The organism is Isoptericola sp. NPDC055063 (assembly GCF_053608125.1).
In genome coordinates this window covers 182796-206210 of sequence record NZ_JBSGUW010000010.1, presented here as the reverse complement: position 1 = coordinate 206210, position 23415 = coordinate 182796, and the positions used below count along the sequence as shown (strand labels likewise).

At 75.6% G+C, this 23415-nt stretch carries 21 protein-coding genes; 8 read left to right on the top strand and 13 right to left on the bottom strand.

Annotated elements, in window-relative coordinates; genetic code table 11:
- The first annotated feature begins 301 nt into the window (after positions 1–301).
- From ACWF41_RS14125 to ACWF41_RS14100, 6 genes are all read left to right on the top strand, one after another.
- A complete protein-coding gene (locus ACWF41_RS14125; protein ID WP_380314919.1) occupies positions 302–1801 on the top strand; it encodes a cytochrome ubiquinol oxidase subunit I in 1500 nt (499 codons plus the stop codon).
- A 30-nt stretch (positions 1802–1831) separates the two neighbouring features.
- Positions 1832–2881, top strand: coding sequence for a cytochrome d ubiquinol oxidase subunit II (cydB, locus tag ACWF41_RS14120; protein WP_380314922.1), 1050 nt, complete (start codon positions 1832–1834; stop codon positions 2879–2881).
- 4 nt (positions 2882–2885) lie between these two features.
- Positions 2886–4646 carry a thiol reductant ABC exporter subunit CydD gene (gene cydD, locus ACWF41_RS14115; protein ID WP_380314925.1) on the top strand — a complete coding sequence of 587 codons (1761 nt, stop codon included), beginning with the start codon at positions 2886–2888 and terminating at the stop codon, positions 4644–4646.
- Complete coding sequence (gene cydC / locus ACWF41_RS14110) at positions 4643–6379, top strand: thiol reductant ABC exporter subunit CydC (protein WP_380314928.1); 1737 nt, start codon at positions 4643–4645, stop codon at positions 6377–6379. Before cydD ends, cydC begins: the two co-directional genes overlap by 4 nt.
- Positions 6380–6464: 85 nt before the next feature.
- Positions 6465–7115: a CatB-related O-acetyltransferase gene (locus ACWF41_RS14105; RefSeq protein WP_380314932.1), complete on the top strand. Its 651-nt coding sequence runs from the start codon at positions 6465–6467 to the stop codon at positions 7113–7115.
- Positions 7112–7507 (top strand): VOC family protein, encoded by a 396-nt coding sequence (locus tag ACWF41_RS14100; protein ID WP_380314935.1) that lies wholly within the window; start codon positions 7112–7114, stop codon positions 7505–7507. The genes ACWF41_RS14105 and ACWF41_RS14100 overlap by 4 nt, the downstream gene beginning before the upstream one ends.
- On the opposite strand, the gene ACWF41_RS14095 is transcribed toward ACWF41_RS14100, so the two are convergent.
- The 4 genes from ACWF41_RS14095 to ACWF41_RS14080 are packed head-to-tail and all read right to left on the bottom strand — an operon-like array spanning position 7504 to position 12476.
- Positions 7504–9144 carry a phytoene desaturase family protein gene (locus ACWF41_RS14095; RefSeq protein ID WP_380315085.1) on the bottom strand — a complete coding sequence of 547 codons (1641 nt, stop codon included), beginning with the start codon at positions 9142–9144 and terminating at the stop codon, positions 7504–7506. The genes ACWF41_RS14100 and ACWF41_RS14095 overlap by 4 nt on opposite strands.
- Positions 9141–10511 (bottom strand): dipeptidase, encoded by a 1371-nt coding sequence (locus ACWF41_RS14090; RefSeq protein ID WP_380314939.1) that lies wholly within the window; start codon positions 10509–10511, stop codon positions 9141–9143. Before ACWF41_RS14090 ends, ACWF41_RS14095 begins: the two co-directional genes overlap by 4 nt.
- Positions 10508–10984, bottom strand: a complete 477-nt coding sequence (locus tag ACWF41_RS14085; protein ID WP_380314942.1) for a hypothetical protein — start codon at positions 10982–10984, stop codon at positions 10508–10510. Before ACWF41_RS14085 ends, ACWF41_RS14090 begins: the two co-directional genes overlap by 4 nt.
- Before the next feature lies 1 nt (position 10985).
- Positions 10986–12476, bottom strand: a complete 1491-nt coding sequence (locus ACWF41_RS14080) for an APC family permease (RefSeq protein WP_380314945.1) — start codon at positions 12474–12476, stop codon at positions 10986–10988.
- 127 nt (positions 12477–12603) lie between these two features.
- Between ACWF41_RS14080 and ACWF41_RS14075 the strand changes: the two genes are divergently transcribed.
- Positions 12604–13542: an NAD(P)-dependent oxidoreductase gene (locus tag ACWF41_RS14075; protein ID WP_380314948.1), complete on the top strand. Its 939-nt coding sequence runs from the start codon at positions 12604–12606 to the stop codon at positions 13540–13542.
- 397 nt (positions 13543–13939) lie between these two features.
- Here ACWF41_RS14075 and mutM read toward each other — a convergent pair whose 3' ends face one another.
- The 6 genes from mutM to coaD all read right to left on the bottom strand — a co-directional run bounded on the left by mutM (position 13940) and on the right by coaD (position 17599).
- Positions 13940–14884, bottom strand: coding sequence for a bifunctional DNA-formamidopyrimidine glycosylase/DNA-(apurinic or apyrimidinic site) lyase (gene mutM, locus ACWF41_RS14070; RefSeq protein WP_380314951.1), 945 nt, complete (start codon positions 14882–14884; stop codon positions 13940–13942).
- The gene (gene rnc / locus ACWF41_RS14065) at positions 14877–15614 is read right to left on the bottom strand and encodes a ribonuclease III (protein WP_380314954.1); all 738 of its coding nucleotides are present in this window, start codon (positions 15612–15614) and stop codon (positions 14877–14879) included. The genes mutM and rnc overlap by 8 nt, the downstream gene beginning before the upstream one ends.
- A 1-nt stretch (position 15615) precedes the next feature.
- Positions 15616–15810 (bottom strand): 50S ribosomal protein L32, encoded by a 195-nt coding sequence (gene rpmF / locus ACWF41_RS14060; RefSeq protein ID WP_079574722.1) that lies wholly within the window; start codon positions 15808–15810, stop codon positions 15616–15618.
- A gap of 2 nt (positions 15811–15812) precedes the next feature.
- A complete protein-coding gene (locus ACWF41_RS14055; protein ID WP_380314957.1) occupies positions 15813–16364 on the bottom strand; it encodes a YceD family protein in 552 nt (183 codons plus the stop codon).
- Positions 16365–16529: 165 nt separating this feature from the next.
- Positions 16530–17105, bottom strand: a complete 576-nt coding sequence (locus ACWF41_RS14050; RefSeq protein WP_380314960.1) for a hypothetical protein — start codon at positions 17103–17105, stop codon at positions 16530–16532.
- Positions 17102–17599, bottom strand: coding sequence for a pantetheine-phosphate adenylyltransferase (coaD, locus tag ACWF41_RS14045; RefSeq protein ID WP_380314963.1), 498 nt, complete (start codon positions 17597–17599; stop codon positions 17102–17104). The genes ACWF41_RS14050 and coaD overlap by 4 nt, the downstream gene beginning before the upstream one ends.
- A 95-nt stretch (positions 17600–17694) precedes the next feature.
- On the opposite strand from coaD, the gene ACWF41_RS14040 reads away from it, so the two are divergent.
- Positions 17695–18507, top strand: coding sequence for a GNAT family N-acetyltransferase (locus ACWF41_RS14040; RefSeq protein ID WP_380314966.1), 813 nt, complete (start codon positions 17695–17697; stop codon positions 18505–18507).
- Here ACWF41_RS14040 and rsmD read toward each other — a convergent pair.
- Genes rsmD through ACWF41_RS14025 form a run of 3 tightly spaced genes read right to left on the bottom strand, consistent with a single transcriptional unit; the run spans position 18496 to position 23212 of the window.
- Entirely contained in the window at positions 18496–19170 is a 675-nt protein-coding gene (rsmD, locus tag ACWF41_RS14035) for a 16S rRNA (guanine(966)-N(2))-methyltransferase RsmD (protein WP_380314969.1), read from the bottom strand. The two genes, ACWF41_RS14040 and rsmD, sit on opposite strands and share 12 nt — an antisense overlap.
- A gap of 26 nt (positions 19171–19196) precedes the next feature.
- Positions 19197–21449, bottom strand: coding sequence for an ATP-dependent DNA helicase RecG (locus tag ACWF41_RS14030; RefSeq protein WP_380314972.1), 2253 nt, complete (start codon positions 21447–21449; stop codon positions 19197–19199).
- Positions 21446–23212 carry a DAK2 domain-containing protein gene (locus ACWF41_RS14025; RefSeq protein ID WP_380314975.1) on the bottom strand — a complete coding sequence of 589 codons (1767 nt, stop codon included), beginning with the start codon at positions 23210–23212 and terminating at the stop codon, positions 21446–21448. The genes ACWF41_RS14030 and ACWF41_RS14025 overlap by 4 nt, the downstream gene beginning before the upstream one ends.
- Positions 23213–23415 lie beyond the last annotated feature (203 nt).

Here is a 23415-nt window from a genome sequence, read left to right as displayed (position 1 = left end):
CGGCCTCGTGCCGGACGGCGGCATCGCGTGCGGATCGCGAGTGCTGCGAGCTCGTGGGCCGCCCCGGGATGTGGGCCCGTGCGGCTTCGCACCAGTATCGCATCCTGCACGACCCGCCGCGTGACACGCCGCCGTCGGACACGCCGTGACCGACCCGGGTTTGACTTGTGAAGACCTTCACGACCAAGATCGTGAAAGTCTTCACGAGCAGGGCCTCGTGGCGGCGACCGTCCTGGTCGTGCGCCCGCGGGCCGGTGGTCATACCGTCGACAGACGACTCGGACGAGTATCAGGAGAACCCGTGGACGCCCTCGCACTGGCCCGCTGGCAGTTCGCCATCACCACCGTCTACCACTTCATCTTCGTCCCGCTGACCATCGGCCTCGCGCCGCTGGTCGCGGCGATGCAGACGGCGTGGGTGGTCACCAAGAAGGAGCGCTGGCTCCGCCTGACGAAGTTCTTCGGCAAGCTCCTGCTCATCAACTTCGCCCTCGGCGTCGTCACCGGCATCTGGCAGGAGTTCCAGTTCGGGATGGCGTGGAGCGAATACTCCCGCTTCGTGGGCGACGTCTTCGGCGCCCCCCTCGCGATGGAGGCGCTCGCCGCCTTCTTCGTCGAGTCCGTCTTCCTCGGCCTGTGGATCTTCGGCTGGGACCGCGTGTCCAAGAAGGTGCACCTCGCGTCGATCTGGCTGTTCGCCCTCGCCACGAACCTCTCGGCGTTCTTCATCCTCGCCGCCAACTCGTGGATGCAGCACCCGGTCGGCACGATCTACAACCCCGAGACGGGCCGCGCCGAGATGGAGTCCATCGGCGCGGTGCTCGGCAACAACACCCTGTGGGCCGCGTTCCCGCACACCATCACGGCCGCGTTCCTCACCGCCGGCACGTTCGTGTGCGGCATCGCGGCGTGGTGGATGGTGCGCCTCGCCCGCACGAAGAGGGCCGAGGACGTCGAGACGGCGCGCAACGTCTACCGTCCGGCCGTCGTCCTCGGGGCCTGGGTGATGCTCGTCGCGGGCGCCGGCGTCATCTGGTCCGGCGACGTGCAGGGCAAGCTCATGTTCGAGCAGCAGCCCGGCAAGATGGCGTCGGCCGAGGCGCTGTGCGACGGCGAGGAGGCCGCCGCCTTCTCCATCCTGTCGATCGGCAACCTCAACGAGGGCTGCGAGGGCGTGCGGCACATCCTCACCGTGCCGGGCCTCGCCAGCTACCTCGGCACCGGCCACTTCTCCGGCCCCGAGTCCTTCCTGCCCGGCGTCAACGACGTCCAGCAGCAGTACACGGAGCGCTACGGCGACACCACCGCCTCCGGCGACCCGGTCACCTACACGCCGCCGCTCGCCGTCGCGTACTGGTCGTTCCGCCTCATGATCGGCTTCGCGGCCTTCTCCGCCGCCCTCGCGCTCCTCGCGCTCTGGCTGACGCGCAAGGGCCGGGTGAGCGAGAACGTCTGGCTCGGCCGGCTCGGCATCCTGGCGCTGCCCATGCCGTTCATCGCCTGCTCGTTCGGGTGGATCTTCACCGAGGTCGGGCGGCAGCCCTGGGTCGTGGCGCCCAACCCGAGCGGCATCGACCAGGTGCGCCTGCTCACCGAGCGCGGCGTGTCCACTGCCGTGCCGCCGGGCGTGATCCTCGCGTCGATGATCGTGCTCACGCTGGTCTACGCGCTGCTCGCCGTCGTCTGGTACCGGCTCATGCACCGGTACACGATCGAGGGCGCGCCCGCCTCGGTCCGCGACGAGTCCCCGGAGGCGCAGGACCCCGAGGACACCGACCGCCCGCTGTCCTTCGCGTACTGAGCGCCGAGAAACGAGACTGGAGCTACTGCCGTGGACCTCGCGATCCTCTGGTTCGTCATCATCGCCGTCCTGTGGACGGGCTACCTCGTGCTCGAGGGCTTCGACTTCGGCGTCGGCATGCTGCTGTCGATCCTGCCGCGCGGCGGCAAGGAGCAGCGTGACTCCGAGCGCCGCGTCCTCATCAACACGATCGGGCCCGTGTGGGACGGCAACGAGGTGTGGCTGCTCACCGCGGGCGGTGCGACCTTCGCCGCGTTCCCCGAGTGGTACGCCACCATGTTCTCCGGCTTCTACATCCCGCTGCTTATCATCCTGCTGGCGCTCGTCGCCCGCGGCGTCGCGTTCGAGTACCGCGGCAAGATCGCCGACGCTCGCTGGGTGCGGCGGTGCGACCTCGCCATCCAGGCAGGGTCGTGGGTCCCGGCGGTCATGTGGGGCGTGGCGTTCGGCAACCTCGTGCGCGGTCTGCTGCTCGACGAGTCGTTCCAGTACGTGGGCGGGTTCTGGGCGCTGCTCAACCCCTTCGCCCTCGTCGGCGGCCTCACCACGCTGGTGCTGTTCCTGCTGCACGGCAGCGTGTTCGTGGCGCTCAAGACGGACGGCGACGTCCGCGAGCGCGCGGGCCGGCTCGCGTCGGTGCTGTCGGTGGTCGCGCTGGTCGTGGCCGGCGGCTGGGCGATCTGGGCGCAGGTCGCCTACTCCGTGGCGTGGACCTGGGTGCCGGTGGCCGTCGCGGCCCTCGCGCTGGTCGGCGTGGTCGTGACCGCGCGGGCCCGCCGGGAGGGCTGGGCGTTCACGCTGTCGGCCGTGACCATCGCGGCCGCCGTCGTGCTCATCTTCGGCTCCATGTACCCCGACGTCATCCCCGCCGTCGACGGAGGCGTCGCGCTCTCCGTGGCGGACGCCGCCTCCACCCCCTACACGCTCACCGTGATGTCGTGGGTGGCCGTGGTCCTCACGCCGCTCGTCATCGCCTACCAGGCGTGGACGTACTGGGTGTTCCGGCGCCGGCTGTCCAGCAAGGACATCCCGGCGCCCGCGGGCCTGTCCTGGCAGAAGATCAAGGACGCGGCATTCTGACGTGGTGAAGCCCCTCGACCCGCGCCTGCTGCGACGCGCCCGCGCGGCCCGGTGGTACGTCACCCTGACCGCCGCGCTCGGCGTCGCCGCCGCCGGCGCGGTGGTCGTGCAGGCGTTCGCGATCGCCCACACCCTCGGACCCGCGGTCACGGCGGGCAGCGCGGGCACGCCCCTGGCCCTGGCGGACCTCGCCCCGTGGCTCGGGGTGCTCGTCGCCGCGCTCGCGGCGCGGGCGGCGATCGCCTGGGCCCAGGAGCGGTACGCGCAGAAGGCGGCCGCGGACGTCGTCGCCGAGCTGCGCGAGCAGGTCGTGGCGCACACCGTGGCGCTCGGCCCGCGCGCCGGGGGCGAGGCGGGCCCCGCGGCCACCGCCACGCTGGCCACCCGCGGCCTCGACGACCTCGCGCCGTACCTCGTCCGCTACCTGCCGCAGCTCCTGCTCACCGCGATCCTCACCCCGGTGCTGGTGCTGGTGGTGCTCGGCCTGGACTGGGTCTCCGCGCTGATCTGCGTCGTGACGCTGCCGCTCGTGCCGCTGTTCATGTGGCTCGTCGGCGTCATGACCGCGGGCGCGTCCGAGCGCCGGCTGCGCACCATCGAGCGCCTGGGATCCCAGGTGCTCGACCTGCTCGCCGGGCTGCCCACGCTGCGCGCGTTCGGGCGCGAGATCGGGCCCGGCGTCCGCGTGCGGGCCCTCGGCGACGCGTCGCGGCGCGCGACCATGGGCACGCTGCGGATCGCGTTCCTGTCGGGCATGGTGCTCGAGCTGCTCACCACGCTGTCCGTCGCGATCGTCGCCGTCGGAGTCGGCCTGCGCCTCGTGGAGGGGATGATCGCGCTCGTCCCCGCCATCGCCGTCCTCGTCCTCGCCCCCGAGGTGTACCTGCCGCTGCGCCGTGTGGGCGCCGAGTTCCACTCGTCCACCGACGGCCTCGCGGCCGCCGACCGTGCCTTCGCCGTCCTCGAGCAGCCGCTGCCGGACGCCGGCACCGTGGCCGCGCCGGCCCTCGCCGGCGCGACCCTCGTGCTCGACGGCGTGGGCGTCCGCGCCGGGGACCGCGGCCTGTCCGCGCCGGCCGGGCTCACCGCCCGGGTGCCGCTCGGCACGGGCCACCCCGGCGGCGGCCGCGTGGTCGCGCTGCGCGGCCCCAGCGGGGCGGGCAAGTCGACCACGGCGCTCGTGCTCCTCGGGCTGCTGCGGCCCGACGCGGGGCGGGTGCTGGTCGAGCCCGCGGGCGCGGCCTCCGCCGACCCGATCCCCGTCGACCTCGCCGACGTCGACCCCGCCACCTGGTGGCCCCAGGTCACCTGGGTGCCGCAGCGTCCCAGCCTCGCCCCCGGGACGCTGCGCGACGCGGTCACGGATGGCCGCGACATCGGCGACGACGCGCTGGCCGCGGCCGCGCGCACCACCGGGCTGGACGCCGTCGCCGCCGGGCTGCCGCAGGGCTGGGCCACGCCCGTCGGCCTGGGCGGCACGGGGCTGAGCGTCGGGCAGCGGCAGCGGGTGGCGCTCACGTCGGCGCTGCTCGACGGCGCCACGCCGGAGGGCGCCGCTCCCCCGCCCCTGGTGCTGCTCGACGAGCCCACCGCCCACCTCGACGCCCGCGGCGAGCAGGTCGTCCTCGACACCGTGCGCGCCTGGCGCGACGCCGGCCGCACCGTGGTGGTCGTCGCCCACCGCGCGTCGCTGCTGGCCCTGGCCGACCAGGTGGTGGACGTCGCCGCGCGCGCCGTCGGCCCGGCCGAGGCGGTGGCGTCGTGACGCGCGCCGGGCAGACTGCCGACCCGCTGCGCCGGGTGCTGCCGATGCTCGAGGTGCGCTGGTCCCGCGTGCTGCGGGCGGTGGTGCTGGGCACGCTCGCGCTCGGGTTCTCCGTCGGCCTGGCGGCCGCCGCGGCGTGGCTCATCGCGCGGGCGTCGCAGATGCCGCCGGTGCTGCAGCTGTCGGTGGCCGTCGTCGCCGTGCGCGCGTTCGGCACCGGGCGCGGCGTGCTGCGCTACCTGGAGCGCCTCGCCTCCCACGACGTGGCGCTGCGCGGCATGGCCGCCCTGCGCGCCAACCTCTACGACGCGCTCGCCGCCGGCCCCGTGACCCGCGTGATCGCGCTGCGCCGGGGCGACCTGCTGGCCCGGGTGGGCGCCGACGTGGACACGGTGGGAGACGTCGTCGTGCGCGCGCTGATCCCCGCCGGCGTGTCCGTCGGGGTCGGGCTCGGCTCGGTGGTCCTGGTGGGCGCGTTCCTCCCTGCCGCGGGCCTCACGCTGCTCGGCTGCCTGCTGCTCACGGGCGTGCTCGCGCCGTGGCTGGCGTCGCGGGCCGCGGCGTCCGTCGAGCGCCGCGGGGCGGCCGCCCGCGCCGAGGTCACCGGCCGGGCCCTCGAGCTGCTCGAGGACGGGCAGCAGCTGCGCGTCGCGGGCCGCCTCGACGAACGGCTGGCGGGGCTGCGCGCCGCCGACGCCCGCCTCACGCGCTCCACGCACGACGGCGCGCGCATCTCCGGCACGTCGGCCGCCATCGACGCCGGCGCGCAGACCCTCGCCGTCCTGTGCTCGCTGCTGCTCGGCGTGCCGGCCGTCGCGGCGGGCGCGCTGACGCCCGTCGAGCTGGCCGTCGTCGTGCTCACGCCGCTCGCCGTCTTCGAGGCCACGTCCACGCTCCCGGCCGCCGCCGTCCAGCTGCGCCGTTCCCGCGAGGCCGCTCGCCGGCTCGTCGCCCTCCTCCCCGACGCCGCCCCTGCCGGCCCCGCGCCCGAGCCGCCCCCCGTGGGCGGCGACCTGCTCGAGCTCGACGGCGTCGCCGCCGGCTGGGCCGACCGCACGGTCGTGGCGGGCGTGGACCTCACGCTGCTACCCGGCGCCGTGGTCGCCCTGGCCGGCCCGTCCGGCGTCGGCAAGACGACGCTGCTGCTCACCGCCGCGGGGCTGCTCCCGGAGCGCGGGGGGCACGTGCGCACCGCCGCCGGGGGCACGCTCTTCGTCGCCGAGGACGGCCACCTCTTCGGCACCACCGTGCTGGAGAACCTGCGCGTGGCCCGCCCCGACGTCACCGAGGGCGACGCCCGCGGAGCGCTCGCCGCCGTCGGCCTCGACTCCTGGCTGGCGGGGCTGCCCGACGGCCTCGAGGCGATGCTCGGCCCGGACGGCGCGGACGTCTCCGGCGGCGAGCGCCGCCGCCTGCTGATGGCCCGCGCGCTGCTGGCGCCGGCCCGAGTGCTGCTGGTCGACGAACCCGCCGAGCACCTCGACGCCGCGACCGCCGACGCCCTGGTGGGCACCCTCGCGGCCCACGCCCGCACCACCGGCCGGGCGGTCGTGGTGGCGTCGCACCGGCTCACGCCGCTGGCGTCGGCCGACGAGGTGCTGCTGCTCGGCACGGACCCGGCCGGCGGTCCCGCTCGCGTCGTCGCGCGGGGCCCGCACCACGACCTGCTGCGCGACGACCCCGGCTACGCGTGGGCCGCCACTCAGGAGCGGACGGTCGGGGCCCCCGGCTGAGCGCACGAATCAGGATGACCGGCCGGGCCGGGAGGCTCATGATGGGCCGGGACGCGAAGCACGACCGACGAGGAGACCGCGACGCATGCCCGTTCCCGCTGATCCGACGATCCTGCACCCGATGCCCGGCCAGCCGAGGGTGGTCCAGCTCAAGCCCCTGGTGACGTCCCCGCTGATCGAGGTCGGGGAGTACTCCTACTACGACGACCCCGACGACGCGACCGCCTTCGAGACCCGCAACGTGCTCTACCACTACGGCCCGGAGAAGCTCCGGATCGGCAGGTACTGCGCGCTCGGCACGGGCGTCCGCTTCCTCATGAACGGCGCCAACCACCGGATGGACGGCCCGTCCACGTTCCCGTTCCCCACGCTCGGCGGGTCCTGGGCGGAGCACGTCGACCTCCTCACCGGGCTCCCCGGCCGCGGCGACACGGTGGTCGGCCACGACGTCTGGCTCGGCAACGGCGCCACGGTGCTACCGGGCGTGCGCATCGGGCACGGCGCGATCGTCGGCGCCGGCTCGGTGGTCACCCGCGACGTGCCCGACTACGGCATCGTCGGCGGGAACCCGGCCGACGTCCTCCGCACCCGGTTCGACGCGCGGGACATCGCCCGGCTCCTCGCACTGGCCTGGTGGAACTGGCCCGTCGAGCACGTCACCGAGCACGTGCGCACGATCATGTCGGGGAGCGTCGACGACCTGGAGGCCGTCGCGCCGAAGGCGGTGCGGTCATGACCAGCAGGCTCACCGAGGTGGTCGTGCACTGCCACGACCCGGAGCGGCTCGCCGCCTTCTGGTGCGAGGTGCTGGGGTTCTCCGTCCTCGAGCGGCGCGACGACCAGGTGGAGATCGGCTCGTGGGAGCCGACCGTCGAGGGCGTCCGCGACCGCCAGGAGGCCCCCACCCTGGTCTTCGCGCGGGTGCCGCAGGCCAAGACCGTGCAGAACCGTCTCCACCTGGACGTCAGCCCGATCGACAGGAGCACCGACGACGAGGTCGCGCGGCTGCTCGCGCTCGGCGCCACCCGCGTCGACGTGGGCCAGGACCCCGACGCGAGCTGGGAGGTGCTGGGCGACCCGGAGGGCAACGAGTTCTGCGTCCTGCGCACCCTGGCCCCGCAGGGCTAGCCGCCGAGCGCCGCCATCGCCGCGGCGCGGCCGGGGACGCCGCTCACTCCCCCACCGCGCCGCGCGCCGGCACCCGCCAGCAGCACGCGCGGGTGCACGGTCTCGACGCCCCACGACCCGGGCCGGTCGAGGCCGGCCGCGTCGTCGTCCCGCGTGCCGTCGGCATCGCCGGCAGAGCTGTCCGGGGCCCAGGGCCACGACAGGTCGCGGTGGAAGATGTGGCCGCCGGGCAGCCCGACGTCGCGCTGCAGGTCCACGGGCGTGCGCGCCTCCAGGCACGGGCTGCCGTCCGGGGCGCGCAGCAGCACGTCCTCGATCGGCTCGGCGAGCACGGAGTCGAGCGACGCGAGCGTGGCGGCGAGCGCCCGGTCCCGGGCGGCGTCGTGCGCGGTCGGGCCGTCACCGCGGAACAGCCGCTCGGGCATGTGCAGGCCGAACAGTGTGAGCGTGTGAGCGCCGGTCGCGCGCAGCTCCGAGCCGAGGATGCTCGGGTCGGTGAGCGAGTGGCTGTAGATCTCGCACGGCGGCACCGCGGGGACCTGTCCGGCCGCCGCCTGCGCCTGCGCGTCCTGGAGCTGCGCGAACGACTCGTTGACGTGGAACGTGCCGCTGAACGCGGCGGCCGGGTCGACGCCGTCCCGCAGGCGCGGCAGCCGGCGCAGCAGCATGTTGACCTTGAGCTGCGCACCCTCGGGCGCCCGCGGCCCGGCACGGCCGGAGGGCGCCGCCCCCGCCGCGGCGAGCAGGCGGTCGAGGGTGGCGGGCGCCGCGCCGCACAGCACCGCGCCCGCGGCGACGTCGTGGTCACGACCGTCGTCGTCCGTCCAGGAGACCTGGGCGTCGCCGCCCTCGCCCGGATCGACGGCGGTCACGTCGGCACGCGTCACGACCGTGGCCCCGGCCGCGAGCGCCGCGTCGCGCAGCGCCCCGGACACCGCGCCCATGCCGCCCACCGGCACGTCCCAGTCCCCCGTGCCGCCGCCGACCACGTGGTACAGGTAGCAGCGGTTCTGCACCAGCGCCGGGTCGTCGAGGTCGGCGAACGTGCCGATGAGCCCGTCGGTGGCGACCAAGCCGCGCACGACGTCGGAGGAGAACCCCGCGCGCAGAGCCTCCCCCAGTGGCCGCTCGACGAGCGCGTCCCAAGTGGCGTCGTCGTCGACGAGGGCGCGGGCCTCGGCGCGCGACGGGAGGGGCTCCGTGAGCGTGGGGAACAGGCGCCGCGCGAGGCGGCCGGTGGCGGCGTACCAGCGCCCCCACGCTTCGTGGTCGGTCACGGGCGCGCCGACGGCGGCGAACGACGCCCGGGTGGCGGCGTCGTCGCCGGTGTCGACGAGGAGACCGGCGTCGCCCACCGGCGTGTACGAGGAGTACCGCCGGCGGCGCAGGGTCAGCGGCAGCGCCAGCTCCCGGACGATCCGCCGCGGCAGCAGGGACACCAGGTAGGAGTACCGCGACAGCCGTGCGTCGACGCCCGGGAACACCCGGGCGGAGACCGCGGCCCCGCCGAAGTGGTCGAGCCGCTCCAGGACGAGCACGGCCCGCCCCGCCCGCGCGAGGTACGCGGCGGCGGTGAGCCCGTTGTGCCCGCCGCCCACCACGACCGCGTCGTACCGGGCGGCTGGCACGGCGCTCAGCCCTGGCCGAGCCGGGCGAGGAACAGCGCCTCGCCCACGGCCAGGTTCTCGATCTCGCTCGGGTGCACGCTCTCGTTCGGCGCGTGGATGAGGCAGGCCGGCTCCTCGACGCCGAGCAGCACGATCGACGCGTCCGGGTACTGGCTCGCCAAGATGTTGCACAGCGGGATCGACCCGCCCTGCCCGGCGGTCACGGTGGCCTTGCCGTAGGCGTCCGCGAGCGCCGAGGACAGGGTCTCGAAGACGTGCCCGTCGGTGCGGGCGGCGAACGGCTGCCCGACGGCGTCGCGCTCCACGGTGACGCGCACGCCCCACGGTGCGTGCGCCTCGAGGTGGGCCACGAGCTTGTCCTGCAGCTCGCGGGCGTCCGCGCCGGGCGGCACCCGCAGGTTGAGGCGGGCGGCCGCACGCGGCTGGATCGCGGCCGCGGAGCCCACGACCGACGGCGCGTCGATCCCGAGGATCGTCACCGCCGGGCGCGCCCAGAGCATGTCGGCCACGGCGCCGTCGCCGAGCAGCCGCGTGCCGGGCAGGGCGCCGGCGTCGCCGCGGAACTGGTCGGCGTCGTACCCGACGCCCGGCCAGGTGCCCGACGTGTCCACGCCGTCGATGGTGGTGTTGCCCTCCGCGTCGCGCAGCGACGCCAGGATCGCGACCAGCGCAGCGAGCGCGTCCGGGGCCGCGCCGCCGAACATTCCGGAGTGGATCTCGCCCTCGAGCGCCTCGACCCGCAGCACCACGGTGGTGGCGCCGCGCAGCGACACGGTGAGCGTCGGGAGGCCGAGGCGGGCGTTGCCGGTGTCCTGCACCAGCATCGCGTCGGCGGCGAGCGCCCCGGGGTTGGCCTCGACCCACTGGTCGAGGCCGCCGGTGCCCTGCTCCTCCGAGCCCTCGATCACGATGCGCACGCCCACCGGCAGGTCGTCGCCCACGAGGGAGCGCAGCGCCCGCAGGGCGGTGAGGTGCGTGACGACGTTCCCCTTGCAGTCGGCCGAGCCGCGCCCGTAGTAGCGGCCGTCCCGCTCGGTCAGCTCGAACGGCGGCGTGGTCCACGCGGCGTCGTCGAGCGGGGGCTGCACGTCGTAGTGGGCGTACAGCAGCACGGTCGGCGCGCCGGGCGGGCCGGGGCGGTACCCGACGACGACGTCCGAGCCGTCGGGGGTGCGCTCGCGGCGGGCGTCGTCGATGCCCTCGGCGCGGAACGCGTCGACCACCCACTGCGCCGCGCGCTCGCACTCGGCGCGCGGGTAGAGGCGCTCGTCCGCGACGGACGGGATGGCGACGAGGGTGCGCAGGTCGTCCAGCGCGCGGGGCAGCAGCGGCGCGACCGCGGCGCGGACCGCCTCGACGTCCGGGGCGGCGGTCATGAGCCCTCCTGAGTGGTGGTCGTGTCCAGGTTGAGGGAGTCGACGTACGCGTCGAACTCGTCGAGCTGGTCCGGGCAGTAGGTCTCGATGACGAGGCGGTCGCCCGCCAGGCGCCGCTCGTCCAGCACGGACGGGCGGATGCCCGGCCCCGCGGCGCCGTTGGCGGACCCGAGGTTGGCGGTGGCGTCGACCAGTGCGGCCGGGTCGGTGCAGAACCCCCCGCCGTCGGCGCCCAGCACGCGGGCGATGGTCTCCTCGGAGAAGGCGGTGATCCCGATCTCTGCGAACGCGGCGTGCAGCGTCGCGGCCTTCTGCTCCGCCTCGCGCTGGTCCTGCCGGTCCTGGTGGCCGGCGAACTGGATCATCATCACCGCGCCGAGCAGGAGCAGCAGCACCGCGGCCGCGGTGTACGTGATCCAGCGCTTGCGCCCCTGTGCCCCGCGCTCTGGCTCGTGCGACGTCGTCGTGGTCATCTCACGCCTCCGTCCCGGTCGTGGCCGGGCCCGCCGACTCGTCCGCCGACGGCTGCCGCCACGACGGCTTGCGCAGCTTGAGGAAGAGCCACGGGATCAGCAGCCCGATGACGCCGAGCCCGCCGCCCACGATGAGGATGTAGAGCCCCACGGACCCGCTGGAGAACTGCGCCGGCGGCACGAAGCCGATCACGAGCGCGGCGATCGAGGCGACGAAGCCCACCACGCACAGCAGGCCGAGGGCGGGGGCGCGGTAGCCGCGGGGGTGGTCGGGCGCCGTGCGCCTCAGCCGCATCGCGGCGACGAACAGCAGCAGGTACATGATCAGGTACACCTGCGTGGTGATCACCGACAGGATCCAGTAGGCGCTGGAGACGTCGGGGATGAACGCGTAGAGCAGCGCGATGACCGTGGTGAACACGCCCTGCGCCACGAGGATGTTCTGCTGCACGCCGTGCTTGTTGAGGCGCTGCAGGAAGGGGGGCATGTAGCCCTCCTCGCGCGCGACGGTGAGCAGGCCCTTCGACGGCCCCGCGAGCCAGGTGAGCATGCCGCCGATCGACGCCACGATGAGCATGAGGCCGAGGATCGGCGTCAGCCACGAGACGCCGAAGTTGGCGAAGAACGCGTCGAACGCCTGCATGACGCCCGCCGTGAGGGAGAGCTGGTCGGCCGGGATCACCCAGCTGATCGCCACCGCCGGGAGGATGAAGATCACCAGCACCAGCCCGATCGCGAGGAACATCGCCCGCGGGAACTCCTTGCCGGGCTTGCGCAGCGTGTTCACGTGCACGGAGTTCATCTCCATGCCCGCGTACGACAGGAAGTTGTTGACGATGAGCACCAGCGACGCGATGCCGGTCCACTGCGGCAGCAGGTGCGAGGAGTCCATCGGCGCGGCCGACGCGTGGCCCTGCCCGAGGAACACCATGCCGAGGACCACGAGGATCGCGGCCGGGATGAGCGTGCCGATGATCAGCCCCGCGCTGGACAGGCCCGCGACCGTCTTCGTGCCCTGCGAGGACACCCACACGCCGGCCCAGTAGATGACCATGATGACGATCGCCACGTACACGCCGTTGGACGCCAGCGCCGGGTTGATGACGTACGCGAGCGTGCTGGCCACGTACCCCAGCAGGCTCGGGTAGTAGAAGATCGTCATCGCGAACTGGCACCACACCGCGAGGAAGCCGAGCGGCTTGGAGAGCCCCTCCGCCACCCAGCGGTAGACGCCGCCCGACCAGCCGGACGCGAGCTCCGCCGAGACCAGCGACGTCGGCAGCAGGAACACGATCGCCGGCACCACGTACAGGAACACCGCGGCGAGCCCGTAGACCGCCATCGTCGGCGCCGCCCGCAGGCTCGCCACCGACGACGTGATCATGAAGGCGAGCGTGAGCCACGTGATGTAGTTCCGTGGCGTGCGCGCGGTCATCGCCTGCCGCACCTGCTCGCGGGTCGGCGGTGCCGTCCCCGTCCCTGACGTCGTCATGCCGACCTCCCGACACCCGTGCCTCCCGGCGGACGCCGGACCTCTCGAACGATAAGAGGGCAGGTCACAGGCCGCACGGCGAACGGGACGGAACCACCCCGCGGCCGGGCTGATAGCGTCCCGAGGCGTGAAGATCCTGGTGCCCGGCAACGTCCCCTTCGACCTGACGATCGACGTCCCGGGCGTCGAGGTGGCGCACTACGTCATGCGCGACCCGGTGCCCGAGGAGCACGCCGACGCCGACGCGCTGGTCACGTGGTCCAGCCCCCAGCGCGTCATGGAGGACGCCGCGCGCCGGATGACGCGGCTGCGCTGGGTGCAGACCCTCAACGCCGGCCCCGACCAGGCGCTCGCCGCCGGGTTCGCACCGGACGTGGTGATCGCCTCGGGCCGTTCCCTGCACGACACGACCGTCGCCGAGCACACCCTGGCGCTCGTCCTCGCGTCGGTGCGCCGGCTCGACCGCACGCTCGCGGCGCAGCGCGAGCACGTCTGGGACCGCGACCTCGGCCGCGAGCAGGCCCGCGACGAGGCGCTGTTCACGCTGCGCGGCGCCCGCGTGACCGTGTGGGGCTTCGGCTCCATCGCCGCCGTGCTCGCGCCGCTGCTCGCCGCGCTCGGCGCCCAGGTCACGGGCGTCGCGACGAGCCCGGGCGAGCGCTACGGCTTCCCCGTCGTCGGGTCGATCGACGAGGTGGCGCCCACCACGGACGTGCTGATCTCCCTGCTGCCGGCCACCGACGACACCCACCACGCGCTCGACGCGCGGGTGCTCGGCCTGCTGCCCGCGCACGCGCGGTTCGTCAACGCCGGCCGCGGTGCCACGGTGGACGAGGACGCGCTGGTCGCCGCGCTGCGCGCCGGCACCCTCGCCGGGGCGGCCCTCGACGTCACCGGCACCGAGCCGCTGCCGGAGTCCTCGCCGCTGTGGGACGCGCCGCACCTGATCCTCACCCCGCACGTCGCGGGCGGGCGCCCTCAGGACGCCGCCGCGTTCGTCACCGCGCAGCTGGAGGCCTGGCTGGCCGACGGCGCGGCGGGCCTGCGCAACGTCGTGGCGCGCTGAGGGCGGACGGCGGAGAGGACACCCGTGAGGAGAACCGTCCGGCCGATCGGGCCACGACGCCGAGGGCCTTCGTCAGCGACAGCCTGCTCGACCACCCCCGGATGGACCGGGGCATCGACGCCGTCCTGATCGGGCTGGCCGCGCTCGGGCCCGGCCTCTACCTGGTCGCCCACGACCTGCCGGAGACGTCGAGCTGTCTGGCGCCGATCATGCTCAGCGGGCTACCGACGCGTCTCCCGGGTCGCGGCCGTCCACTACCGCAACGCCGCCACCATCAGGCCGCTGTGGGACCGGGCCGACCTCCACCGCGCCCTCGTCGTCCGTCTCGCGCACCCCTGGACCTGCCGCGAGTGCGGACGAGGCGCGGCGGACCGGCGGGGCCGGGCGGGCGGGCCCGCTACCAGCGGCCGGCGCGGGGCCGCGGCTGGCAGACCGGGCAGGTGTACGACGAGCGGTTCATGAACGCGTCGCGCCGGATCGGCGTGCCGCAGCGCGGGCACGGCTCGCCCTCGCGCCCGTAGGCGGCGAGGCCGCGCGCGAAGTAGCCGGACTCGCCGTTGACGTTGACGTACAGCGCGTCGAAGCTGGTGCCGCCCTGGGCCAGGGACTCCGTCATCACCTCGGTGGCGGCGTCCAGGGCGCGGCGCACCTCCACCGGCCGCAGCCGGTCGGTCGCGCGCGCGAAGTGCAGGCGGGCCCGCCACAGCGCCTCGTCGGCGTAGATGTTCCCGACCCCGGACAGCAGGCCCTGGTCGAGCAGCGCGCGCTTGATCCCGGTGCGGCGGCGACGCACCGCGGCGACCACCGCGTCGGCGTCGAACGCCGGGTCCAGCGGGTCGCGGCCGATGTGCGCCACGGGCTCCGGCACGGCCGGCAGGTCGCTGCCCAGCCCGCCGGCCGCGCCGTCGGGAGTCGGCTCCAGGTCGACGACGGACAGGTGGCCGAACGTGCGCTGGTCGACGAAGTCGAGGTACTCGGCACCCGACGGAGCGCCGCGCAGGTGCAGGCGGACACGCAGGTGCGGGTGCGCCCAGTCCCCCGCCACGCCCGGGTCGCGCACCAGCAGCTGGCCGGACATCCCGAGGTGGGCGAGGAGGGCGGCGCCGTCGCCGGACGCCGCACCGGCCCCGGCGGGCGCGCCCAGGGGCAGCCAGAGGAACTTGCCGCGCCGCACGGCGGCGTCCAGGCGCCGGCCGCGCAGCTGGTCCACGAACCCGGCGGGGCCGCCGTCCTGGCGGCGCACCGAGTAGTCGCGGAACACCTCGACGTCGCGCACGACGGCGCCCACCACGAGGCGGTCGAGGCCGTCGCGGACGGTCTCGACCTCGGGGAGCTCAGGCACCGGCGGAGTCGGGCGCCGCGCCGGGCACCGGCAGCTCCTGGAGGGCGTGGTACGCCTCCTCGGCGGCCGCCTGCTCGGCGTGCTTCTTGGCCGTCCCGGTGCCGAGGCCCAGCACCGGCCCGGCGGCCACCTGCGCGTGGAAGACGCGCGCGTGCTCGGGGCCCTCGCCCGTCACGTCGTAGACGGGGGCGCCGAACCCGCGCTCGGCGGCCGCCTCCTGCAGCGACGTCTTCCAGTCGAGGCCAGCACCGAGGTCCGCGGCGGCGTCGAGGGTGGTGTCCACGAGGCGGTGCACCAGCGCGCGCGCCGGCTCCAGCCCGTGCGACAGGTAGGCCGCGCCGATCAGCGCCTCCACGGTGTCCGACAGGATCGAGTCCTTGTCGAAGCCGCGCGTGCGGATCTCGCCCTTGCCCAGCAGCACGAAGGCGCCGAGGTCGAGGCGGCGGGCGATCGCCGCGAGCGCGCGCTGGGACACGGTCGCCGCGCGCATCTTCGCCAGCTCGCCCTCGGACTGGTCCGGGTGACGCCGGTAGAGCGCCTCCGTGACCACCAGGCCGAGCACGGTGTCGCCCAGGAACTCGAGCCGCTCGTTGGTCGGGATGCCCCCGGCCTCGTGCGCGAACGAGCGGTGCGTCAGGGCAAGCACGAGAAGCTCGGGATCCAGGTGGATCCCGAGCTTCTCGAGAAGAGCGGTCGGCTCCGGCTGCTGCCGGGTGCCGCGTGCAGGCATGTCAGCCCGCGTGCTCGGTGCGCAGCGCCTCGGCGTACTGACGGCCCTTGTAGGCGCCGCAGGTGGGGCACGCGGCGTGGGACAGCTTCTGCCCCTTGCAGCTCGGGCACGTGGTGAGGACGGCCGCGGTGGTCTTCCACTGCGAGCGACGCGCCCGGGTGTTGCTGCGCGACATCTTGCGCTTCGGAACAGCCACGGCTAGCTCTCTTTCGTCTCGTCGGACACGCTCGGATCGTCGAGCATGGTCTGCAGTGCCGACCAGCGAGGGTCGACCAGATCGTGATGGTGGTCAGGATCGTCGGCCAGCCGCGCCCCGCAGACGGAGCACAGGCCAGGGCAGTCCTGACGGCACAGCGGTTGAAATGGTAGTGCAGTCACGAGCGAATCCCGAACCGCCGGCTCGATGTCGGCCAGGTCGTCGACCAGCACCGCCTCGTCCTCGGCCTCGTCGTCGCCCGCGTCCTCCGCCGCCTGCGCCCTCTCGGGGTAGGCGAAGAGCTCCTGCACGCGCACCGTCACCTGCTGGGAGACCGGGTCGAGGCAGCGCACGCACTCCCCCACCGCCGTGCCGCGCACGACGCCGGACACCAGCACCCCCTCCAGGACCGACTCGAGCCGCAGGCCCAGGGTCAGGTCGTCGCCCTCGGGCACGCCGATGACGGCGGTCCCCATGTCCGCGGGGGCGGACACCACGCGGGCGACCTCCTCCATCGTGCCGGGTCGCCGAGACAGCTCGTGCGTGTCGAGCACGAGCGGCGAGGGCTTCGCGGTGGCGATGGCAGGCTCCAGGGACTGACGGGCAGGAAAGGGGGTCGGCCCGACTCGGGCCAGCGACCTAGTCTAGGCCATCCCCGCCGCAGGTGGCAGCACGCCCGGACGTGACCCGTCTCTCATGCGCGGGTCGGGGGCGCGAGATCAGGACTGCGCGCCCTGCGGCCACCGCGGGTCGGCGACGGCGTCCCACCGCACGCGCGGCGCCCCCTGCTCCAGGCGGTCGGCCAGCTTCTCGCGGCCGGCACGCACCTGGTTCGTCAGGGCGTCCAGGTCCTGCTGGAAGTCGGCGAGGCGGCCGTCGCAGTACGCGTCCGCGTCCGTGCGCAGGGCCGCCGCCCGGCGCTCCGCCTCGGCCACGATCTCCGCGGCACGGGACTGCGCCTGCACCACGACCTGCTCCTTCTGCACCAGCTCGATGGCGCGGGCGCGGGCCGACGCCACGATCTCCTCCGCCTGCCGGTGCGCGTCGTCCAGCGTGTCCCGCGCGGAGGCGAGCACTTCGTCGGCGCGCGCCACCTGCGTGGGCAGCGCGTCCCGCAGCTCGTCGACCAGCGCGAGGGCCTGGTCGCGATCCACCTTCACGTTGGCCGACAGCGGGACCGACCGCGCGTTCTCAACCAGCGCCGCCAGGTCCTCGAGGATGTCCAGGAGGCCGCCCGCGGGGTTCTCCTGGTCGTCGTGGCCCCGCACGGCCGGGGTCTCGGTCGTCTCGCTCATCCCTTGCTCCCTCGCTCCAGTGCCTCCCGCACCGCCGCGGCGACGCCGGGCGGCACGAGGTCCTCGATCGGCCCGCCGTACCGTGCCACGTCCTTGACCAGCGACGACGCGACGTGCGCGTAGCGCTGCTCCCCGGGCACGAAGACCGTCTCCACGCCCGTCAGGTGCCGGTTCATCAGGGCCATCGGCAGCTCGGCGTCGAAGTCCGCGCCGCCGCGCAGCCCCTTGACCACGGCGACCGCGCCGACCTCGTGGCAGAAGTCGACCAGCAGGCCCGGCACGACCTCGACCCGCACGTCGGCGGTCTCCGGGTCGGCGGCGAGCGCCGCCCGGGCGAGCTCCACCCGCTGCTCCGGGGCCAGCAGCGCGTTCTTGGACGCGTTGCGCGCCACCCCCACCACGACCTCGTCGAACATCCGGCGCGCGCGCCGGACGATGTCGAGGTGGCCGAGGGTGATCGGGTCGAACGACCCGGGGCAGACGGCGATGCTCACGCCGTCACGCTAGTACAGGGGGTGGGCGATCCCCGGGAGCCCGGCCGGGCCCGTCGCGGGGTGCCGCCGGCGCCCCTCGGGGACACCATGGGGGCATGGCCACCGCCCCCGGTCCGGCGCCCGCCGTCGTCCCCCTCACCACCGACGCCCAGCTCGCGTCGCTGTGGCGCGACGTGCTCGAGCCGTCCTTCCCGCCCGCCGAGCTGATGCCGCTGGAGGACCTGCGCGCCGGCTGTCGCGCCGGGGAGCAGACCGCACTCGGAGTCGAGCGCGACGGCCGCGTGACCGCCGGGATCGTCGCGTCGTGGTCGCCGTCCACCCGGGTGCTGCTGGTCGACTACCTCGCCATCGCCCCCGGCGGGCGCGGCGGCGGCGTCGGCGGCCTGCTGCTGGACCGGTCCGTCGCGGCCTGGCGGGCGGAGCGCTCGCCGGCGCTGGTGCTGGCGGAGGTCGAGCACCCCGCCCACCACCCCGCGCACGCCCAGCACGGGGACCCTGCGGCCCGCCTGCGCTTCTACGCGCGGCACGGCGCGCGGGCCCTGGCGCTCCCCTACTTCCAGCCCGGCATGGGCGGGCCGGGCTCTCCGCGCGTCCCGGCGATGCTGCTCGTCGCGCTGGACGTGGGTGAGGTCCGGGGCGGCGACCCGGTGCCCGGCGACTCGGTGCCCGGCGACTCGGTGCCCGGCGACTCGGTGCCCGGCGACCCGGTCCGCCGGTTCCTCGCCGAGCACCTCGTCGCGTGCGAGGGCTCGCTGGTCGACGACGACGCCACCCGGCGGCTGCTCGGCGCCGCGTCCGCCGACCGCGTCCCGCTGGTCGACCCCGCGGACCCGGACGCGCTGGCCGCCGTCCCCGTAGCGACGCTCGAGGGCGCCGAGCGGTACGCCCCGCCGCGGTCAGCCGGCTGAGCCGCCGCCGCCCTCGGTCGCGACGTCAGGCTCGGTCGCGACGTCGGGCTCTGTCGCGGCGTCGGGCTCTGTCGCGGCGTCGGGCTCGGCGTAGTGCACCGCCGTCTCGCCGTAGTCCTTGCGCGCGAACGCCGCCAGGCCGGCGGGCCAGGCGGGCTCGGGGCTGCGCGCCGAGCGCTCGACCACGACGACGGCACCCGCGGCGAGCACGCCGGGCGCGGCGAGGTGCGCGAGCACGGTCGCGAGCGCGTCCTCGGCCAGGTCGTAGGGCGGGTCGAGGAAGACGACGTCGAACCCGCGACCCGCCGAGCCGCCCGTCGAGCCCTCGGCGGGCGCGGCGCCCGCCGCGAACCGCTCGGCGGCGTCGGCGACGACCCGCACCTCGCGCTGCAGGCCCAGGGTCGCGACGTTGCGGCGGGCGACGTCCGCCGCGCGCCGGTTCGCGTCGACCAGCACCACCTCGGCGGCACCCCGGCTGGCGGCCTCCAGGCCGAGCGCGCCGGAGCCCGCGAACAGGTCCAGCACCCGCGCGCCGTCGAGCACGTCGAGGTGGTCCAGCCGGGAGAAGATCGCCTCGCGGACCCGGTCGCTGGTGGGTCGCGTGCCCTTCGGCGGCACCTGCAGCGAGCGCCCGCCGAACCGGCCGGCCACGATCCTCGTCATGGCGGTGAGCCTAACCAGTCGACGGGTCACGCCCGCTCGAGGAACTCCTCCTGCTCGTCGTCCAGCTGGGCGGCGATCGCGGCGCGCAGCTCCGGGTGGTCGACGAGCTCCAGGTCGGCGCCGACCACCGCGGACGCCTCGCGGCGGGCGTCGGCGATGAGGTCGGCGTCCTGCACCACGCGCAGGAGCCGCAGGGAGCTGGACCGCCCGGACTGGGCGGCGCCGAGCACGTCCCCCTCGGCGCGCAGCTCCAGGTCGAGGGTCGCGAGCCGGAACCCGTCCGTGGTCTCCGCGAGCGCCTCCACGCGCGCCGCGGCGGGCGTGCCCGGCTGCGCCGTCGACACGAGGAGGCACAGGCCGGCCGCGGCGCCGCGCCCCACGCGCCCGCGCAGCTGGTGCAGCTGGGACAGGCCGAACCGGTCGGCGTCGAACACCACCATCACGGTCGCGTCGGGGACGTCGACGCCCACCTCGATCACCGTCGTGGAGACCAGCACCTGCAGCTCGCCGGACGCGAACCGGGCCATCGCGGACTCCTTGTCCGCGGCCGCCATCTGCCCGTGCAGCACCCCGACGTCCAGCCCGGCGAGCGCGGGCGTCTCCCGGAGCATGTCGGCCACCTCGAGCACGGCGCGCAGCGGCGGTCGGTCGTCCGCGCCCTCGGCGTCCATCAGCTCCAGGAGGTCGGGGACGTCGTCGAAGTCCTTGGCGGCTGCTCCGCCGCCGGACGGCAGGTCCGCGTCCGGGTGGATCCGCGGGCACACGACGTACGCCCGGTGCCCCTTGTCGACCTCCTCGCGCACGCGCGCCCAGGTGCGCTCCATCCAGCGCGGGTTGCCGGCGGGCACCACGTGCGACGTGATCCCGGCGCGCCCGGCGGGCACCTCGGTGAGCGAGGACGTCTCGAGGTCGCCGAACACTGTCATCGCGACGGTGCGCGGGATGGGCGTGGCGGTCATGACGAGCACGTGCGGCGCCACGCGCCCCTTGGCGCGCAGGGCGTCGCGCTGCTCGACGCCGAACCGGTGCTGCTCGTCCACGACGACCAGCCCGAGGTCGGCGAACTGCACCTGGTCGCCGAGCAGGGCGTGCGTGCCCACGACGATCCCCGCCTCGCCGCTCGCCGCCTGCAGCAGCGCCTCCTTGCGCGCGGCGGCGCCGAGCGAGCCGGTGAGCAGGGCCACGCGGGTGCCGTGCGCGGCGCCGCCGAGCAGGCCACCTTCGGCGAGCGGCCCCAGCAGCTGGCGCAGGGTGCGGGCGTGCTGCGCGGCGAGCACCTCCGTGGGTGCGAGGAGCGCGGCCTGCCCGCCGGCGTCGACCACCTGCAGCATCGCGCGCAGCGCCACGACCGTCTTGCCGGAGCCCACCTCGCCCTGCAGCAGCCGCTGCATCGGCCGCGCCTGGGCGAGCTCGCGCTCCAGGTCCTCGCCGACGGAGCGCTGCCCGTCGGTGAGCGTGAACGGCAGGGCCGCGTCGAAGTCGGCCAGCAGGCTCGCGGCGCCCGGCCCGGCCAGCGGCCGCGCGGTGGCCTCCTGCTCCGCGGCGTGCGCGCGGCGCTGCGCGAGCGCCGCCTGCAGCACGAACGCCTCCTCGAAGCGGAACCGGTGCCGTGCCCGCTGCCACGCGCGCTGGTCGTCCGGCACGTGGATCGCGCGCAGCGCCTCGAGCCGCCCCGGCAGCCCGGCGCGCTCCCGGACGTCGGCGGGGACCGGGTCCTCGACGTCGGCCTCGGTGAGGGGGTCCAGCACCGTGCGCACGGCGCGCTGGATGCGCCAGCTCGGCACCGACGACGACGCCGGGTAGATCGGGATGGGGCGGCTCGCCTCGAACATGGCGGCCTCGGCGTCGTCCGCGTCCACGCCGACCAGCACGTAGTCCGGGTGCGTGAGCTGCCGGGTGCCGCGGTACTCGCTGACCACCCCGGTGAACAGGCCGACCCGGCCCGGCCGCAGCTTGTCCTCGTGCGGCCGCAGCGCCCCCGCGCGCTTGGCGAAGAACGTCAGGGCGAGCTCGTGCCGCCCGTCCGTCACGACCGCCTGCAGCATCGCGCCCGCCCGCGAGCGCATCGTCCGCACCGTTGCGTGCGCGACGCGGGCCATCACCGTGACGTGCTCGCCCAGCGCGAGCCGGTCCATGTCCGTCAGCGTCCCCGGGTCCCCGTAGCGGCGGGGGTAGTGCCGCAGCAGGTCCCCCGTCGTGACCAGCCCGAGCTTCTCCAGCGGCGCCGCGCTGCGCGCCCCGAGCACCTTCGTCAGGGCCTCGCCCTCGCGCCCGGTCACGACTCGGTCCCGATCGACTCGACCCCGACCGTCTCGACCCCGATCGTTACGCCCGCGCCGGGGCGGCCGGTCGCGAGCACGACCACCTCGGCGTCCGGCGCGCCGGCGGCCGCGGCCCGCACGACGTCGTCCAGCGCCCCGGGCGGCGCGGCCGCGTCCGCCAGGACCGTCACGAGCTCCGCGTCGGGCGCCGCCGCCAGGAGGTCACCGAGCGCGCGTGCCGCCGCCGCACCGTCGCCGGCCCACGTCGTGAGGCGCGCGAGCGCCGCGCGCACGGCCGCGGGAACCCCGCCGTCGCCGTCCATGTCGCCACCGCCGTCGCCGTCCTCGTCCTGACCGACCTCCGCGAGCGCGGCGACCGCGGTCACGACGCTCGCGTCGTCGGGCGCGTCCAGCAGGACGACGGCGGGCTCGGCCGCGCCGGGGTCGCGGTGCGCCGCGAGCGCCCGATCCAGCGCGCCGGCACCGCCGGGCACCGGGCCGGGCAGGACGAGCACACGCTCGGCGGGCACGCCGAGCGCGGCCTGGGCGAGGTCGTCGGGGGTCACGGGCAGGTCCAGGTCGAGCAGGACGACGGCCCCGCCGCGGGCCAGCTCGCCGGCGAGCGCGGGGGCGCTCGTCGCGACCACGGCGCCCCACGGCGCGTCGGGAGCGACGCCCGACCCGGCCCCGTGCTCGCCGAGCACCGCGAGGTGCCGCACGTGCACGCGCGAGACGGCGCCGTCTGCGGCCCAGCGCCGGGCGACGTCGAGCCCGCCCGCGAGGTCGGTCGTGTGCACGTGCGCCTGCCAGAGCGACTCGTCGCCGGGGACCGCCGGCTCGTCCGGGACGTCGAGGTCGTCCGGCTCGTCGGGCTCGTCCGCGCCGCCCACCACGACGACCGACTCGCCGACCGCGTCCAGGTCACGGCGCAGGGCGTCCGCGACGGCCCCGGGGCCGAAGTCCGCCGCGGCGGCGGGGCGGTGCAGCACGAACATCAGCTCGAGCGCGTCGTCGTGCGCGGGCGCGTCGGCGGCGGGGCCCAGCGACTCCGCGTCGCCGTGCCGCGGCTCGCCCTGGCGCAGCTCGACGTCGAGGGTCACGGTGCCGGTCACGGGCGCCATCGTGCCGGGCGCCTCCGACACGGCCCGGTGCGCCTCGGCGAGCGCGCCGAGCACGAGCAGGAGGCCGCCGGCCCCGGCGTCGAGCACGCCCGCGTCCCGCAGGGCAGCGAGCGAGCCGGCGCTGGTGAGCAGGGCCTCGCGCGCACCGGCCCGGGCGGCGTCGAGCACCTCCTGGCGGCGGTGCAGGTCGCTCCCGGTCACGACGGCTCCGGGCCGGCCGTCCGGGGCCGCCGCGCGCGCCGCCACCGCGGCGGCCTCCGCGGCAGTGAGGATCGTGCCCGGCGCCGGACGGGCGACGGCGAGCCGGGCGGTCCGCGCAGCCGTGCCCAGCGCCCGCTCGACCGGCTCGCCGCGGGTCGCCGCGGCGGCCAGGCCGCGCAGCCACTCGCTGAGGATCACTCCCGAGTTGCCGCGTGCGCCGAGGAGGGCGCCGCGCGCCAGCACGCGCAGGAGCCGCGCACCGCCCGCGCCGCCCGGCTCCTCCTGCACGGTGTGCGCGCCCTCGCGCAGCGTGAGGTACAGGTTGGTCCCGGTGTCGCCGTCCGCGACCGGGAAGACGTTCACGCCGTCGAGCGCCGTGCGCGCGCCGCCGAGCGCCTCCACGGCCGTCCGGACCCACAGCCGCACGACGGCCGCGTCCCGCAGGTCCGGGTCCGTCACGTCGCCTCCCGCTGGCTCTCGAGCACCCCGCCATGCTCCCCTGGCCGGGCGGTGTCCGCGGCCCACCGTAGCGGTGAGGCACCCCACGTTGAGGGGCACCCTCAGCATCGGCTATCCTCGTGTGGTTGCCCGGGCGGTTCCGGGCTCCCCCAGACCACTCACTTTCACGTCCTGCTGCCCTGGCGCGGGACGTGTCACGACGA